General features: G+C 68.7%; 10 protein-coding genes and 2 pseudogenes. 5 read left to right on the top strand and 7 right to left on the bottom strand.

The features are described 5' to 3' along the window. Positions 1-794 precede the first annotated feature (794 nt). On the top strand, positions 795-1,283 hold the full coding sequence (locus ACWDGI_RS43275) for a LysR family substrate-binding domain-containing protein (RefSeq protein ID WP_450768551.1): 489 nt from the start codon (positions 795-797) through the stop codon (positions 1,281-1,283). 63 nt (positions 1,284-1,346) lie between these two features. On the opposite strand, the gene ACWDGI_RS43270 is transcribed toward ACWDGI_RS43275, so the two are convergent. From ACWDGI_RS43270 to ACWDGI_RS43255, 4 genes and pseudogenes are all read right to left on the bottom strand, one after another. Then, the gene (locus tag ACWDGI_RS43270) at positions 1,347-1,601 is read right to left on the bottom strand and encodes a nucleic acid-binding protein (RefSeq protein WP_450768550.1); all 255 of its coding nucleotides are present in this window, start codon (positions 1,599-1,601) and stop codon (positions 1,347-1,349) included. A 74-nt stretch (positions 1,602-1,675) separates the two neighbouring features. Then, positions 1,676-1,900: pseudogene (locus ACWDGI_RS43265) on the bottom strand (DUF6300 family protein); the annotation flags it as partial. Positions 1,901-1,946: 46 nt separating this feature from the next. Beyond that, positions 1,947-3,191: an ergothioneine biosynthesis glutamate--cysteine ligase EgtA gene (gene egtA, locus ACWDGI_RS43260; RefSeq protein WP_450768549.1), complete on the bottom strand. Its 1,245-nt coding sequence runs from the start codon at positions 3,189-3,191 to the stop codon at positions 1,947-1,949. Positions 3,192-3,223: 32 nt separating this feature from the next. After that, positions 3,224-3,415, bottom strand: a complete 192-nt coding sequence (locus tag ACWDGI_RS43255; RefSeq protein WP_450768552.1) for a DUF427 domain-containing protein — start codon at positions 3,413-3,415, stop codon at positions 3,224-3,226. Positions 3,416-3,866: 451 nt separating this feature from the next. Here ACWDGI_RS43255 and ACWDGI_RS43250 point away from each other — a divergent pair, with 451 nt between their 5' ends. Both ACWDGI_RS43250 and ACWDGI_RS43245 read left to right on the top strand, forming a co-directional pair. Beyond that, the gene (locus tag ACWDGI_RS43250; protein WP_450768548.1) at positions 3,867-4,004 is read left to right on the top strand and encodes a hypothetical protein; all 138 of its coding nucleotides are present in this window, start codon (positions 3,867-3,869) and stop codon (positions 4,002-4,004) included. Further along, positions 3,997-4,151 (top strand): annotated as a pseudogene (locus ACWDGI_RS43245) (type II toxin-antitoxin system RelE family toxin); the annotation flags it as partial. The gene ACWDGI_RS43250 and the pseudogene ACWDGI_RS43245, both read left to right, overlap by 8 nt. Before the next feature lie 149 nt (positions 4,152-4,300). Here the strand turns inward: ACWDGI_RS43245 and ACWDGI_RS43240 are convergent. Next, positions 4,301-5,800: a hypothetical protein gene (locus ACWDGI_RS43240; RefSeq protein WP_450768547.1), complete on the bottom strand. Its 1,500-nt coding sequence runs from the start codon at positions 5,798-5,800 to the stop codon at positions 4,301-4,303. A gap of 383 nt (positions 5,801-6,183) precedes the next feature. On the opposite strand from ACWDGI_RS43240, the gene ACWDGI_RS43235 reads away from it, so the two are divergent. Continuing rightward, the gene (locus ACWDGI_RS43235) at positions 6,184-9,090 is read left to right on the top strand and encodes an AfsR/SARP family transcriptional regulator (RefSeq protein ID WP_450768546.1); all 2,907 of its coding nucleotides are present in this window, start codon (positions 6,184-6,186) and stop codon (positions 9,088-9,090) included. Positions 9,091-9,196: 106 nt separating this feature from the next. Here ACWDGI_RS43235 and ACWDGI_RS43230 read toward each other — a convergent pair whose 3' ends face one another. Together ACWDGI_RS43230 and ACWDGI_RS43225 are read right to left on the bottom strand one after the other, a co-directional pair. Then, positions 9,197-10,777, bottom strand: coding sequence for a glycosyl hydrolase (locus tag ACWDGI_RS43230; protein WP_450768545.1), 1,581 nt, complete (start codon positions 10,775-10,777; stop codon positions 9,197-9,199). A 137-nt stretch (positions 10,778-10,914) separates the two neighbouring features. Beyond that, the gene (locus ACWDGI_RS43225; RefSeq protein WP_450768544.1) at positions 10,915-11,991 is read right to left on the bottom strand and encodes a hypothetical protein; all 1,077 of its coding nucleotides are present in this window, start codon (positions 11,989-11,991) and stop codon (positions 10,915-10,917) included. Between the two features lie 1,841 nt (positions 11,992-13,832). On the opposite strand from ACWDGI_RS43225, the gene ACWDGI_RS43220 reads away from it, so the two are divergent. Beyond that, the gene (locus ACWDGI_RS43220; RefSeq protein ID WP_450768543.1) at positions 13,833-15,551 is read left to right on the top strand and encodes a hypothetical protein; all 1,719 of its coding nucleotides are present in this window, start codon (positions 13,833-13,835) and stop codon (positions 15,549-15,551) included. Positions 15,552-15,692 lie beyond the last annotated feature (141 nt).

Raw genomic sequence — 15,692 nt, 5'->3', positions numbered from 1 at the left:
CACGAGGCTGAGCTCTTCCACCTCGCGATGCGCAACATGCTCGCGGACATCCACCGCCGGATTTCAGGGAGCACGGGCACCGTTGGAGCCGGGGCGGTATGAGGTGCGTCCAGATGCGAGGCGCGTCCGGACGCTGGCGTAACAAGCGCCGCTCGTGCGGCAACGGCGCGCACGGCCCGCGCGTCCACAACTGGGCGAGGGCCGAAGTCCGCCTCCTGGCAGTGGCCCGACCGGCAGCACCGGGTGGCCGGCCGCCGCTGTGCGGCCGAGGCGTGCTTCGGGCGATACGGAGCCGCTTGAACTGAGTGAACTCACCGGGGCGCGGAACGGGCCGGACCACAGGCGGGCCGGGAAAGGGCTGTATGCCGCTCGCCCCGAATCTGCTCTGTTCTCGTATAGCTACCGCCAGGTGGCGTGTAGCGCTGAGTAACTACTTGAGGCTGTGGTTGCGCTGCTAGAGGGTGGCGAAGTCCGTGGGCGCCGCTTCGACAGCCTCCGGGTACGCCGGGGTCTTTCTCGTGCTCGGCGAGTGCCCGGTAGATGCTGGAGAGGCTGGGGCTCTGTTCTTTGCGGCGGCCGGTGGCGATGAGCAGGTCGGGCTGGATGTCCTCGACGGTCTCGCCGTTGCCGCGGCGGCGGAGCACGGTGTGGATCATGTCGTCGGTGATGACCGGGGCCGGCCGCCGTGGTTGCCCTTGCGGGCTGCGGCGTCGAGTCCTTCGAGGGCGGCCTCCCAACACGCTGCGGGAGTACGTGCCGCCATACGCGGCGACGCGTTGACTCGGTCCCTTGGTGTGCCCCGTGGAGATGTCGCGCTGGCGAGCGGACTCGCCCCACCATCGCGACCCCCGCAGATCGAGGCGATACAACTTGCGGAAGAAGCCCTTGCCGTCGCGCTGCACCGCGACCACCCTCTCGCCGGGCGCGCGGTACTGCACTTGGCGGACCTCGCGGACGAGCGCTTCAGCGTGATCACTCGGGACGCCCTGCGAGGGCAACCCTTCGGGATCCACGGCCTGTGCCAACGCACCCGATTCCAGGCGCTCAAGTTCGCCGAGGTCCACGACGTCACCCTGCAACTCGCGATGATCGCGACCGGCCTGAGCGTGGGAGTGCTGCCGTCAAGCATGTCCCCGTACGCACCCGCCGAGGTGGCCTTCGTTCCGTTGGCGCACGAGGGCCCACTCCGCACGCTGCTCCTCTACGACCGGCGGCACGTACCCGTGGGAGTCCGCGAGATGATCCGAATGGCCACACCGACCAGCCCGCCACCTTTCTTCTGATCACCCGGAAAAGAGCGGCTACGCCGCCTCCTGGCCCTCGCCGTCCTCACGTTCGAGGGCGTGCTAGAGCTGGGAGCGGGCATCCAGCCGTTCGGGTCCGGCGCCGTCGTTCCAGAAGGCGTGCGTGATCGCGGCGGTGAGGTCGCGTTCCCGCTCGCCCAGCCCGGCGACCTCCCTCCGCTCATGCTCCGACCAGCCCGGCGAGTCCGGGTACGCGCGGGAGGTGGCGAGCCAGTAGGCCTCAGGGCGCTGCCAGGCCTCCATCGGTTCGACGGAGTAGGGCAGCCGCTTGTACAGGGCAGTGAGGTCGGCCCGCACCCGGGTGAGTTCCTGCCGCGCTGCTCGTACGACGCGGCGGCACTGCGCGCCCGGCAGCTTCTGCCGATGACAGCTCAGGGCTGGTCGGTCGGGGCGTCCTGCAAGTACCAGCCATGGGCGGCCATGCACTCCTTCGTCCACTCCATCAGCAGGTGTGAGCCCTCCCTGACGCGGCTCTCGTCATGGCCGCCGTCGTTGGCGAACCACTGCACGAGTAGGCCGGCCGCCGGACGGTGCACGTCGCCGGTGTCGCACACCGGGCACAGCTCCCGGTGGATCGGCCGCCCGTGTTCGTCGTCCCGCGGCGCCGCCCCGGGCGTTCGTCACGTCATGCCTTTGCGGGGGTCAGGTGCGGCGGAGCGCGTCCAGATGGTCATGGGCGGGGGAACGGCCGCGCTCCGTGTAGCGCTCGGCGAAGTCAGTCAGGGCATGCCTCAGGACCGCCGGGGCGCCGGGAACGGCGAGGGCGCTGTCGGCCGCGGCAAAGCAGGCGCGGGCGGCCTTGGCGAGGTCCTGGTCGTCGAGGCCGGTGCGGGCCGCGCGCAGCCAGACGTCGTGGGAGGGGACGGGCCGCTGCGAGTCCCGGCACAGTGGCTCGGTTGCCGCGTAGGCGGCATCGGCCGCCACCCTGTCGTTCAGGAGCGTCGCGGCCAGCACAGTTGGCACGACCCAGTCGTCGCCGTTCTGCGCGTCGGTCATCCGCAACTCCAGCCAGCCGTGCGGTCTGACCGGCGGGAACAGAGCGCTGAGGTGGTCGTCCAGGTCGGCCAGGGTCGGCGGCCGCAGCTCGGGTACGCCCCGCAGCCAGGCGCGGAAGGTCAAGCCGGAGGGCGCGGACCAGTCCCCGTTGAGGTCGCCCGGTATGCACATCACCTGCGCGTCGAGCGCATAGCGGGTCCAGGCCACACGTGGGTCGGAGTGGTAGAGGGGCGGGCGGGTACGACCGGCATCCATCCGGGACCAGACGTCCTGCCGGCTGGACAGCCACCCGGTGGGCCACCCGTCCTGTATCGGGGAGTTGGCGAAGGCGGCGACGAGCACGGGACCGATACGGTGGGCGAGTTCCCAGCGGGAGCGGTAGCCGCTGATGCCGCGGGAGTCCTCGCCGCAGGCCAGGTTGATCTGTACGGATGCGGTGCGGCGCATCATGTCGCGGCCCCAGGGGCCCTCGCGGTCGAAGAAGCTCTCCATGGCCCGGTAGCGGGGGTGGTCGAGCACACGAGGCGGTTCACGATAGGGGTCGAGGCCCCGGCCGACGAGTGCCAGATCGGCCTGCTCGACTGTCGTGCGCAGTACGGCGAGATCCGCGGTCATCATCTCGACGCACGCGCCGAGCGAGAGGGCCGGCGGGGAACTCAGCTGCAGTTGGCCGCCCGGCTCACGGGTGAGTCTGCTGCCCCCGGCCAGGGCGCCTGTCGCCTCGATCGGCGTGAGGGCGGCGTTCAGCCGGTCGACCGATATCGGCAGCAGAGGGTTGTGGTGGTCCTGGACCAGCCACTCCGTCTCCACACCAATCCGCTCAGGGGGGCCGGTCTTGAAACACACGCTGAGCACATACGCTTCCACCTCTTCCAGGGTCAGTTCTGTCATTTCTGTCCTCCTCTCGCACAATCTGGTGCGGATCAGGTGGGTGTCGGGCTGGGCGTAGGGGTGGAGCGGCGTGTCGAGGGGAAACCGCTCCACCCCCGCGCGGGGCCGTCGGTTGGAGACGGCCTCGGAGGTGATCTCAACGTGCTCGGGTAGAAGGCGACGCGGCCGGCGATCGCCCCCACGGCCTCGAACGGCTCCTCGTAGAACCACACCGCGTCCGCGATGCCGCCGCTGCGCCGGCGGTGCAGTTCTTCGATTTTCGCGTACGGGGCAGGATCGTCGTCGTCGCTGATGTCGAAGATTTCGAGGCGTTCGAGCAGCGCCAGGCCCAGATGGTCAGTCCCGATAGTCGCGGGGTGGGTCAGGTACTCGTAGAGGCCGTCGAGGTCCTCAACGACGAAGACACAGCTAGTCGAGGTCCCCGCCGAGATCGCGGCAAACCAAGAAAGACTTCACGGCCGGGTTGGACCGTCCTTGGTTGCGCCGACTTTCCAAGACAGCTCGATTTGCTCAGGGGTGACTCCGGCCTTAGGGCTCGTATCAATCTCGTCGTCCGTCTTCGCAATTGGTCACCGGTGGTGTCGCACGAGTCGTGACGCTAGCCGGGCCTCGCTGCGATTTGGCAGACATAGATTTTTCTCACACTGTCAGGTACTACCGCGGATCTTGTGACTGGTGATCGGTGCTGACCGAAGGAGGTACGACGTCCCATGGCGCCGCCGCCCCGACACGATGCCGAGCCGCATCGACGAGCGGTTGGCGGACCGCTCGGCCCGCGTCCTCATCGAGGGCACCCTGGCTCGCGGTGAGTGAGTACCGCACCGTCTTCCGGCCCGAGACACAGGCCGGGCTTCGGAAAGCCCCCCGCGAGATGGCGCTGCGCATCCTGGCCGAACTGACGGAACTGGAGAGGAACCGCTCGGATACAGCACCACGGCACTCGCGTCCCAAGCCGATCAGCCATCCCGGCACGGGAGCGGGTCGGCCGAGGAAAGGGCACGAGCCGCACGGCGTTCTGCGCGTCCCGGACGAGGGACTTCACCTGGACAGCCGGAGGTCGCGGGGCAGCCTTTGGACTGCTTTAGTCCGTTTCGCTTGTTTCGTCCCGTTCACACCCAGAGCTTGACGGCTTCGAGCCAGCGCGTGTTCTCAAGGGCGCCGCCGAAGATGAGGCCGGGGCGTGGGTCGGCGCAGTCCGAACTGCCCCAGTCGTAGCCGTGGACTTTGGTGGTCCGGCAGACGTGACCGCTGCCGATGTTGATGGCGAAGCCCGTCATGTACGGGGCGCTCGACTTCGTGCTGCCGATGTAGTTGTTCTTGCCGTCGCCGATGATGGCGGTCCACTGTGGTTCCCACTTGCCCCGGCCGCTGGTCGACCGGGCGTCGTGCACGAAGGCGTTGGCGGACGAGCCGTCGCCGCCGTACACCGCGATGTTGAGGGCCTTGATCGGATGGGTCCCGCCCGTCGCTCCGGCCGGCGTGCCGTCACACACGGGCTTCTGCCAGCCCTGTCCGGAGAGGTATGCGCGATAGCAGATGTGCCGCCCGGACGGGTCGTTCCGGTGGAGCCGGTTCACAGCGGTGGCGGCGGTGTCCCGCGCGGGCTTCGCGGCCACGGTGGCCCGCGGGGGCTTCGAGGCCACGGTGACCGTGCCCTCTCCCACCCCTCCCCCGCTCTTCGGGGCCTTCGCACTCTTCGAGGCCTTCGGCTTGGCCGACCGCGAGGTGGCTGTCACGCTGGGCAGTGGGGACAGTCTGCTCGCGGAAGGGGAGGCGGTCGGCGCCGACTCCTCGGCCTGAGGAATTCCGCTCGTCTCGGTGCTCGAACGCGCAGCCTGCTTCTGGTGCCCTCCGTCGTCCGATGCACCACTGCCCAGGATCACCAGCGGAACGATGACGAGGGCGGCCACGCCGAGAGCCACCGGCCCGACGACCAGCGGCTTGTGGAGCAGACCGGGCGACCCGTACTCGTCGTCCGACTGACGCGATCCGTTCCCCAGGGCGACCCTCGAGCTCGGTCGGGCGGCGAGGGGCGGGGGCGGCCCGGTGAGTCGGCGCTGCCGCTGCTGCTCCAGCGTGTACGCCTCGACGTCGAAGTCGTCATCGTCGCCGTCGCTGGCGTCGGCTTCGTCGTCGGCTTCGGTGAGATCGAGATCGAGATCGTCGTCGGCTCCGGCTCCGTCTCCGGAAAGGCCGGTTCCCGCTACGGGTCCGTACGACTCCGCGCGTCCCGCGTGTTCGGCAGGCTCGACCAGCTGCTCCTGGTCCTGCTGCTCCAGAAGGCTGCTGGAACCGTCGGGGGCGACCTCGACGAAGGCCACGTACCCCGCCAAGGGATCGGAGATGGTCGCCGTCACGGTGGTGTTCCGGTCGCGTGCGTACCCGTGCAGTGTGTCGAGGATCGCGGCGTCGACCGCCGCTCCTTCCGTCACCGGTACGGGTTCGCCGTCGATGGCGGCCGAGCCGTCTCCGGAGATGACCACCGCGTAGCGTGGGGCCGGCTCGGACACCTCCCCGGCAGATTCCGGCTTACCGAGACCCCCTGGTTCCCCGGACACGGCGTGGTCGTGCCCCGTGGTCCGCTCGTCCGTCTCTTCACCTCGGTTCATGGCTTTTCCCTTCTGACGCTTACCGGCCGCACGGCCCCGGTCGGGAACGCCGTGACGGTCCCCGGCCATCGCAACGGGCGCCGTACGGGAACGGTTCAATCCCTCGGCCGACAAGACAGCGACGACCGGGCCGAAAGGAGCACGCTCCGTCAGGCGGATTTGGTGGGTGTCAAAGGAATTGACCGGCACGATGAAGGGTGGCTCAGTTGGATTACCAGCCTGATCCGCCAAAGGCTGACCTGTATTTGGATCGACCAGAGGCTGACCTGGGACTTTCATCCTTGGATACAAAGGTCATCACGTACTCAGAAATTTGATCCTTCGTTATGGCCGCCATCCGCATATTCTCGCGAGCCGGCACGGCTGTTGAGTACAGTCAGGGGGTGAGCGGCTACAAAAACTGCATTCGTTTCGCCGTGCTCGGGCCGGTCCGGGCATGGCGGGGTGAACAGCAACTGGACCTGGGTTCGCCACAGCAGCGGGCCGTCCTGGCGGCGCTGTTGTTGCGGCGGGGACGCGCTGTCGCACTCGCCGAACTCCTCGACGCTGTCTGGGGCGAGGAGCAGCCGACGGCTGCCGTGTCCGTCCTTCGGACCTATGTGTCGCGCCTGCGCAAGGCACTTGAGCCAGGGCTGGAGGCGGCCGAGACCCGACGGATGGTCGTGTCGGTCGGGGACGGGTACCTGATCCGTCTGCCGGAGGACGGACTGGATCTCGCGGTGTTCGAGCAGCGGGTCACGAAGGCAAGGAAGCTGCGCGCCGCCGGGGAGCTGCCCGCCGCCGCGGAGTTGCTGCGCGCAGCGCTCGACGGGTGGCAGGGAGCGGCACTCAGCGGTCTCCCCGGCCCCCTGGCCGAGTCCGAGGGCTCCCGGCTGAACGAGGAGCGACTGACCACGCTGGAGACATGGCTGGACATCGAAGTCGAACGCGGACGCCACGGCGAAGTGATCGCCGAACTGATCTCGTTGACCGGCAAGTACCCGCTGCGGGAGCAACTGTGCCGACTGCTCATGCTGGCGCTCTACCGGTCCGGGAGGCAGGCCGAGGCATTGGCCGCCTATCGCAGTACGCGGAGCACCCTGGTGGCCGAACTGGGCATCGAACCCGGCGCGCCGCTGCGGGATCTGCACGACCGCATACTGGCGGCCGACGCGGCCCTGGACCCCCGCCCGCCCGAGGGGCCGGCTTCCCCGGTGTCCCCCGCCTCCCCGGCCGTCGTGCTCGCGGCCCGCCCGGCACAACTGCCCGCCGACCTGCCGACGTTCGTCGGTCGGTCCGCCGAACTCGACCGGGTCCGGGCCCTGTTACCAGAGCAGGGTGGCGCCCCGGCCACGGTGGTGATCAGTGCGATCGGCGGCATGGCCGGCATCGGCAAGACCACCCTGGCCGTGCACTGGGCGCACGAGATAGCCGACCGCTTCCCCGACGGACAGCTCTACGTCAATCTGCGCGGCTTCGATCCGACCGGCTCGCTCGTGACGCCGGACGAGGCCATCCGCGCCTTCCTCGGCGCGCTCGGTGTCCCGCCGATGCGGATCCCCACCGGCCTCGACGCCCAGACGGCGCTCTATCGCAGCACGCTCGCCCAGCGGCGGATGCTGATCCTCCTCGACAACGCCCGCGACACCGAACAGGTCCGCCCGCTGCTGCCCGGGTCCCCCGGCTGTCTGGTCATCGTCACCGGGCGCAACCAGCTCACCGGCCTGGTCGCCGGCGAAGGGGCGCATCCGCTGACCCTGGACCAGCTGACGCCCTCCGAGGCACACGACCTCCTGGCTCGCCGCCTCGGCACCGCCCGGCTGGCGGCGGAACCACAGGCGGCGGACGAGATCATCACCCGGTGCGCCCGGCTGCCACTGGCGCTGGCCATCGTCGCCGCCCATGCCGCCGCCCACCCCGGCTTCCCGCTCAGTGCCATCGCCGAGGAACTGCGCGACAGCCACGGCAGCCTCGACGCCTTCGCCGGCGGCGACATCAGCACCGACGTACGAGCCGTCTTCTCCTGGTCGTACAAGGCGGTGTCCGCCCCGGCCACGCGCCTGTTCCACCTGCTGGGCCTGCACTCCGGACCCGACATCTCCGCGCCCGCAGCCGCCGCCCTCGCCGGGCTCCCCCTGCGGGAGGCCCGCGGTCTGCTCGTCGAGCTCACCCGCGCCCACCTGCTCACCGAGTACTTCCCGGGCCGCTACACCCTGCACGACCTGCTACGTGTCTACGCCGCCGAACGCGTACGCGCCGAGGAGAAGCCGCAGGAGCGGGAGCAGGCCGTGGAGCGGCTGCTCTCCTGGTATCTGCACACCGCCGACGCCGCCTACCCGCACATCACCCCGCAGCGGCGCCGGATCCCCCTCGAACCGCTGCCGGCCCTGTGCCGGCCCCTGGAGTTCACGACACACGAGCAGGCCCTGGACTGGTGCGAGGCCGAACGGGCCAACCTGGTCTCCGCGGTGCACCAGGCAGCCGGGTCCGGCCTGCCGGGTACCGCGTGGCGACTGCCTGCGGTCCTGTGGGGGTTCTTCTACCTTCGAAGCCATACGCATGACTGGGCCGACACCGCGCGGGCGGGACTGGCCGCCGCCCGCGCGGACGACGACCGCTGGGGCGAGGCCCAGGGCCTCGCGGATCTGGCCGCCGCGCTGCGGCACTCGGGTCGGCTCGACGAGGCCATCGACCACTGCTACCAGGCCATGGTCGCCTTCCGAGAGCTCGGGGACGCGGACGGCAGGGTGGCGGCCGTGACCAACTTGGGCGATGCGTATCTGCAGTCCGGCCAACTCGGCAGGGCCGTCGAGTACATCCGCCGGGGGCTGGCGATCGAACGGGTCATCGGCAGCGCCTGGGGGCAGGGAATCTCCCTGTGCAACCTGGGCGACGTCTACCAGCGGCTCGGCCGGTTCGACGAGGCCGTCGGCTGCCTGGAGCAGGCCCTGGACCTCCTGCGCGCCAACGGCAACCGCTGGGTCGAAGGCGTCACCCTCGACATCCTCGGCACGGCCCACCGCCGGCTCCACCGTTACGACGACGCCATCGAGTACTACCACCAGGCGCTCAAAACACACCGGGACATCGGCAACCGGTGGGGAGAGGGTCACACTCTGGGCAACCTGGGTGACGCCCAACTGGCGGCCGGCGAACCGGAGGCCGCCCGCGACAGCTGGCGGCAGGCGCTGGCGATCTTCGTGGAGTTCGACCATCGGGACGCCGAGAAGATCCGCGAGAGACTCGACCGACCGGAGGACGGTCCGCCGGGCTCCGACGTGCAGGGTGCTACGGCGGGGCGGGGTGCCTGACATGGGTCTCCGATCGATCACGGCCTGGCCGTGACCCCGGGGGCGGGGACACGGCCAGGCTGCACCCGAACAACGAATGACAGGTGAGGACGGTTCAACTCCCGGGTCAGGTCACGTCGTGGTAGACACGGCCGCTGGCGTTGGCGGTCGTTCCGTCGTAGAGGCCGGTCGGGCTGGTCTGCGTGGACAGCGTGAACCACGCGTAGCGCTCGACGAAGTCCAGGCCGTCCAGCATCTGCGCCGATGACTTGATGAAGCCGGTCTGCTCCTGCTCGCTGGGGTAACGGGGAGTGCCCTGGGAGAAGTCGATCAGCCCGTACTCGGTCAGCCAGATCGGCTTGTGGTAGCGGTCCCAGACGGCCTGCAGGTAGCTGCGCAGCTGGTCGGCGGCGTCGGGGCCGAAGTCGGCGCCGTACCAGTGCAGGGGAATGAAGTCGACGCGCAGGCCGCGGTCGGAGACTCCCTGCATGAAACGATCCAGCCAGCCTCCGGCGACGTCGGCGCCGGAGGCGACCGCGGGTGCGCCCAGGCGCAGGCCGGTGGACTCCAACCGGGGCCAGAGGTCCAGGGCTTGCTCGGCCGTCATGGTGGACTGCCCGCCGTTGTCGGGCTCGTTGAAGCCGAGCAGTTCCTTGCTGCCGTTCTGGGCTGCCGCGCCCAGTTCGGCGTCGGTGACCGAGCCGGGACCCCGGATCATCGGGACGTAGTCCACGCCGTCCGGCTTGGTGACCGCGCCGGTGGAGGAGGCCCAGTTGAAGTACCAGGACGCGCCGGACTCGGCCAGCGCCTGGGAGGCACCGTCGACGGACTCGAGGCTGACGCCCTTGCGGGTCGAGGCGGCAGTGGTGACGGGGGTGGTGGCAGGGGCGGTGGTGACAGGCTCGGCCGGGGCGGTGCTGCCGGTTCCGAAGGCGACGGTCAGGCCGCTGCACTTGGTGCACTGGTACATGACCTTGTTGCCCGGCTCGGCGTCCTGCTTGGACCAGGCGTACGCCGTGGGGCACTTCTGGTTGACCATGTCGCTGTACGGGGTCTTCGCGTCCCGGTTCGGATTGACGCACACCAGCGGCTGCCCGGTGCCCGGGTCCTTGGTCAGGTTGTCGGCCGGGCAGGCGGACAGCAGATCCTCGGCGCACCCCGCCGGCGCGCACTCGCCGCTCGCGGGCGGTGTGACGTCGTTCGGCGTGATGGTGACCGCAGCGGCGACGGCGTTCACGTAGCTGACGTCGTACCAGGGCGCCAGGTTGTCGGCCGGGTCGAAGCTGAACTCGGCCAGTCCGGTGGGCTGTTCGCCGAGCGAGCAGTGGTCGGCGTACGGCCCGCAGTCGCCGACGGCGCAGTGGAACGTGCTGCCGTCCGCACCGCTGCACCCCTGGCGGGCGAAGAAGGTACCGCGCCAGTGCCCGGCGCCCTCGTACTCCGGGACGGTGACGGTGGCGGACTGACCCGGGTCCAGCGTCGGCAGCCCGGTGAGCGAGGTCGAGCCGTCGGCGTTGACCTCGCTGCCGACCCAGATACGGCTGTCGGTGCGGTTCTGCAGGGTGATGGTGTGGTCGGCGACGGCGACGGCCGTGGTTTCGTTGATGCTGGTGTCGCTTGAGCGATGGTTCTGGACCAGTACGGCGGTGCCCGAGACACCGGCGACGACCAGGAGCAGTGCCAGAAGGAACGATGTGCGTCTGCGCATGGAGCGCAAGGTGCGCATAAAAGTTGCCTCTCCCTGGGGCTCGTGGGGGTGGATGACTGGGTTCTCACTCGCGCAGGCACGACGGGCGGGGTGGGGTGGGGTGGAAGGTTCAGCTGGTCGTGAAGTTGCTCCTGTGGCTACCGAACTGCCCTGGAGGAGGGGGCGTTGGAGCGGACGGGGGCGGGAACGGCGGGGGTGGAAAGAGACGGCGAGGACGTTCCGTCGCCGCTCGGGAGCTGCTCGCTGAGAACCTGACGGCCGACCTTGCTGATGAGGTGTGGTACGGCGGGCTCCGAGGAGCCGGCCCATGTCAGCGTCGCCCGTTCGGCCTCCCGGAACGGGTCGCTCTCGTAGACCGGAGCCGACTCGTCGGGACCGGCGGTGATCCGCGCGACGGTCGCCTGCTCGACCGCGTTGAAGGCAACCGCGTCACTCATCGCATCCGGGCCGCGATAGCGGGGGTCGACGGTGTTCCATTCCCGCTGCACGCGTGCCGCTTCCTGGAACGGATCGCTCTCCTTCACCGGAGCCGACTCGTCGGAACCGGCGGTGATCCGCGCGACGGTCGCCTGCTCGACCGCGTTGAAGGCAACCGCGTCACTCATCGCATCCGGGCCGCGATAGCGGGGGTCGACGGTGTTCCATTCCCGCTGCACGCGTGCCGCTTCCTGGAACGGATCGCTCTCCTTCACCGGAGCCGACTCGTCGGAACCGGCGGTGATCCGCGCGACGGTCGCCTGCTCGACCGCGTTGAAGGCAACCGCGTCACTCATCGCATCCGGGCCGCGATCGCGGGGGTCGACGGTGTTCCATTCCCGCTGCACGCGTGCGGCTTCCTGGAAGGCGATGCCGTCGCTCATCTCGTTCTCCCGCGGGAATGAGAAGCCGCTTCCGCGCTGCGCGTGCGGCTGCTCAGGGGGCGCATCGCGCTCCCAGTGGGCGCGGAGCTTGGCGAACTGCGCCTCGTCGTTGGCCATGATGGCGGCCCTGGCGTTCTCCATGGCCTCCGCGGCGGTGACCTCCCGCCGCGGCTCGGGTCGCGAAGCGGCGCGGCTCACTTCCCGCAGGTACGCGTTGTTGGCGTACTCCGCGACGGCGGGCATGCTCAGGGCGTTGCTGTCGTACGCCTTCCGCCACTTCTCATTGGATTTGAGCTGCTGCAGAACCGCGTCCTCGAAAGCCTCGCGTTCGGCGCTCGGCAGCTGGCTGACCATGTCCTGGAAGCCGGTCCTGCCGGTGCGCGGCGACTCCCGCGCACCCGGCTCGGCCTGGCGCTGGGACGCGGAGGACTGCCGTGGCTCGGCCTGGGCGAAGGGCTCACCGTCGTGCCCGGAGAACTCGCCCCGCTGCCCTCCGCCGAACGCCGAGCCTCCGCCGAATGCCGGGTCTCCCCCGGACGTCGGGGCTCCCCGGGAGGCCGGAGCTCCTTCCGCCGACCTCGACCGGCCTCCGAGGCTTTCGACCAGGCGGCTCAACTCGTCGGCCAGCCTGTCCCAGACGCCCGCCCGGCGCCTGCGGCCGAAGGGGTTCAGGCGACGCCAACCCCTCATCATGCTGTACTCGGCGTCGACCAGGTTGCGCGCCAGTCGGACGTGGCCCGTGGAGGGCCTCCGCCGCCTTGGCTCCTCCGGCAAACGCCGCTGTGAGGGTGCCTCGTTGCCGTCTGCCACGGTGCCCCTCTTTCGGGTCGGGGATGCTGACACAGGGACAACGGGGCGTCGGCACCTGGCGGTTCAACCGCCTCCGCTCTCTACGCGACGGCACGGACGGGGTACGGATACCGACGGGACGGCCTACGCCCTGTGCAGCTCGAACCCGGGCGGCAGCGGCGGCAGTTCGAAGACCGGCGGGGAGTGCTCGAGGCGCGGGCGTTTTCCGCCGGCCGTGACGGAACCTGACGGGAGTAGTGGCCGCCCGCGTCCGACATCGGTCGTCGCCGCTTCAGCAGACCACTCGGCGCGAACCGCCCGGCACCGGTGGCCGGCCGGTCGCGATCCTCGTACTCCGCCTCCGTCGCACCGTCCCCCTCATACCTCACGCCGCCGTCCACCTCCTGGCCGCTCCGCTCGCCGTCCGCTTCTCCGCGACGGGCCACGTCCGCGCCGAGTTCACTCACCCACCCGATGGCGGGGCAGGTTCGGCGTCGTTCTGGCGAATCGCCGGTCGACGACCAGTGCCTGACCTCGTAGGAGATGGGGGCGGACTTGTTCAGCCCCCCGCGCCGGGGCGCAAGGGCCATGGCCGGTTTCCGCTCGGGCATGTGCGTTTGACCTGTCGGCTGTGCTGTGTCGGCCGGACACCGACCCCGGTTCGAGACACACAACGGATCGCGCACACCCAGGGGTTCGACTTCGGCGGTCACCCGGGAACGCGGTACTGACCTACAGCCCGGCTACGGGCGCGTCGCGGACGGACCGTCCGTCCGCGACGTACGACCGCGCGGTCTCCGACTGGTCCTCGTACCACGAGGCGTGCGGCGCCGGTCGGCTTCTCCATCGCCGAGCTGAAGGCCCGTAACCTCTCGCACGGCCGGGACGCCAACATGCGGCACATCCTGAACCCCGGCTTCCAGGCGCTGACGGTGCGGCATTGAGGGGCTCGACCAGCCGTCCCGCATCCCCTGCGAGGTGCTCTACCCCACGTCGGTCGGTAACTCGCCGCGCCGCACACCGAGTCCGGCGTCCTCGAACGCGAGCATGGGCCAGATCACCCGTCAGGTTGGGGCTGCCCGGCGGCGGGACTTCGGGGTCTGTCTTCCCCTCTTCGTGGATCGGATGTCGGCCCGCCTGAGCTCAGTGGTGATCGACAGCATCGTCCGGATCGCAGGTACTCCGGGAGCCGGACGGAGACCGATGGAAAGTGGCCCGGAATCAACTTGAGGGCAGGTGAACCGTTGAGGGGGCTCTCTCCGTTGTCCTCTGTCAGGACAGGCACGGCGGACAGGATCCGTCAGCACGGCGAACCTACGTGATCCAGCGATCAGCCGGTACCACCCTGTCCACCCGCGGTGCGGGTGGAAGGCGACTGCTCGCCACACAGAAGGGAAGACACCGCGATGGCTTTCTACGAGCATCAATTCGAGCTTGGGCGGAATACGGCCATGGAACGCCTGGAGAGTTACAGGGGCCTGAGCATGGAGGAGAACCCAAGTCTCTACATGGCCGCGAAAGCTTTCTTCGACCGCATCGAGCTCGAGGGGCGGCAGATCAATGCGGGGTGGACGCCCGTAGAGGATCCCCAAGTGGTTCAGAACCTGGTACGTGAGCTAAAGAATGCACGTGCCTTTTCGGTCCGAGCCGACTGGTGGATCGCTAACCAGAACAACTCCGAGAACCGCAGGAGCAGCAAGTGGGCCGCTTCTCTGAAAACGGCGGCCGAAACGCATGTTTACAACACCGGTGCGTGGTCGAAGACGACTGGGATGCCGGCCGAGTTGCGGGCGATGCTCAACAACGGCAGGACGCTGGAGACTTCACCCGGGGCAGCGTTTATCGACGCGATCCCGACAGGCTTCGACCGTGCAACTCCCGCACCCACGTTGAACTACATGTGGGGCCACGCGTCCGAGACGTTCATGGGTGAATCCCGCGGAACGGTACACGCGGACGTGTACCGGGGGATAGACGAAAGCAGCGTACTGAACAAAATCGAGATGCCTATGCTGCTGCAAAAGATGGAAGCGGGCGAAGTCAATGGCGTGACTTTCCATGTGCGAAAGAGGAACCAACAAACAGGCGTGCTGGATGAGACCGCCACCTATACCGTTCACTCCCGGGCTTCTTGGGACCAGGTCCCGACCCTCGACCGCACGCCTTCGTATTTCGAGGAGCAGGGCCGGGAGTATCAGACCCAGCAGGTGGCGCGCTCAATACTCAAGAACCGCCAGGGCGTTCAACACTCGCTCCACGATTTCGAAGGCTTTCTCAACTGGGCGCATAAGGATGTCGACACAGCCGTCTTCATGACGCGCGCAGGTGCGGAGCTCCCCCCGAGGATTCAGGTAACCCCTCAGCAGATGGCAGGGTGGAAACGCCATCCGTCACTGGACTCGCAGGCCGGTCAGAACTGGCCTGCCGGGACGTCGCCCGCGAAAACGCTGCACGACAAGCTCGCCTGGCTCGCCGACCTCGCGGCCACGCAAGGAAGCGTGTCGTCAGCGTCCACGAGGTCGGGCTCGCAAGCCCAGGCAAACTACGCCAGGACGGAGACTTACCGGTCGACGCAGTCCACCGGCTCCGGCCATTACCTCGTGCCGGTGAACACCGTCGCAAGCAACCAGTGGGGCATGTATATGTCCCCTGGTCCCCTCCAGCAGCTTTCGGCCACTGGTCAAACGACCTACACCCCCCCGATTCCCACTAATCCGGCGATGAACTTCAACATCCCGCATTATGGCCCGGATCAGCTCACGCGTGCCATGACCAACATGAGCATGGAATCACCCAGAGAAACAGGCCACCACACCCGGGAGGGCTATTTCGACCCGTACTACGGGGCCAACGCGAGCAACCTGGTCACCAGTCCGATCGACTACGGTGCGGGTGCATCAAACCACAATCCCAGGTCTTACTATCCGACCACCTCGGGTTCTACGGCCAACTACACCATGAACACCGCGCCCAGCAATCCGACAGGCGGCTACGCCCAACCCGTACAGGGTACGTCCCCTTCCAATCGCAGCACCTCCTCAAGCGAGGGGATCGGCGAACCGCTGACTCGGGTCAATCGGAATTCCTCTCCTCCTCCGGCGCAGAGGACGAGGGGGGGACGCTAACCCCAATCTCTCATCAGGGCCCGCCGGTAAGCCGGCGGCACTCATTCTGAGACCGCGTTTGAGATCTGCCGTGGCCCGTTGCTGGTGTGGTCGTTGAACATGCCGTGAGCGGTGCTGGGGGTAGGTATCCGTCGGACTTGA

It is taken from the genome of Streptomyces sp. NPDC001220 (assembly GCF_053597895.1).
The sequence above is the reverse complement of the archived record's forward strand: the minus strand, read 5'-3'. Positions and strand labels throughout refer to the sequence as shown.

What these genes read in the sequence shown, in the direction of transcription:
- egtA (WP_450768549.1), bottom strand. Translation starts at nt 3,191, where the DNA reads ATGACAGAACTGACCCTGGAAGAGGTGGAAGCGTATGTGCTCAGCGTG.
- ACWDGI_RS43225 (WP_450768544.1), bottom strand. Translation starts at nt 11,991, where the DNA reads ATGGTCAGCCAGCTGCCGAGCGCCGAACGCGAGGCTTTCGAGGACGCG.
- ACWDGI_RS43240 (WP_450768547.1), bottom strand. Translation starts at nt 5,800, where the DNA reads ATGAACCGAGGTGAAGAGACGGACGAGCGGACCACGGGGCACGACCAC.
- ACWDGI_RS43230 (WP_450768545.1), bottom strand. Translation starts at nt 10,777, where the DNA reads ATGCGCAGACGCACATCGTTCCTTCTGGCACTGCTCCTGGTCGTCGCC.
- ACWDGI_RS43220 (WP_450768543.1), top strand. Translation starts at nt 13,833, where the DNA reads ATGGCTTTCTACGAGCATCAATTCGAGCTTGGGCGGAATACGGCCATG.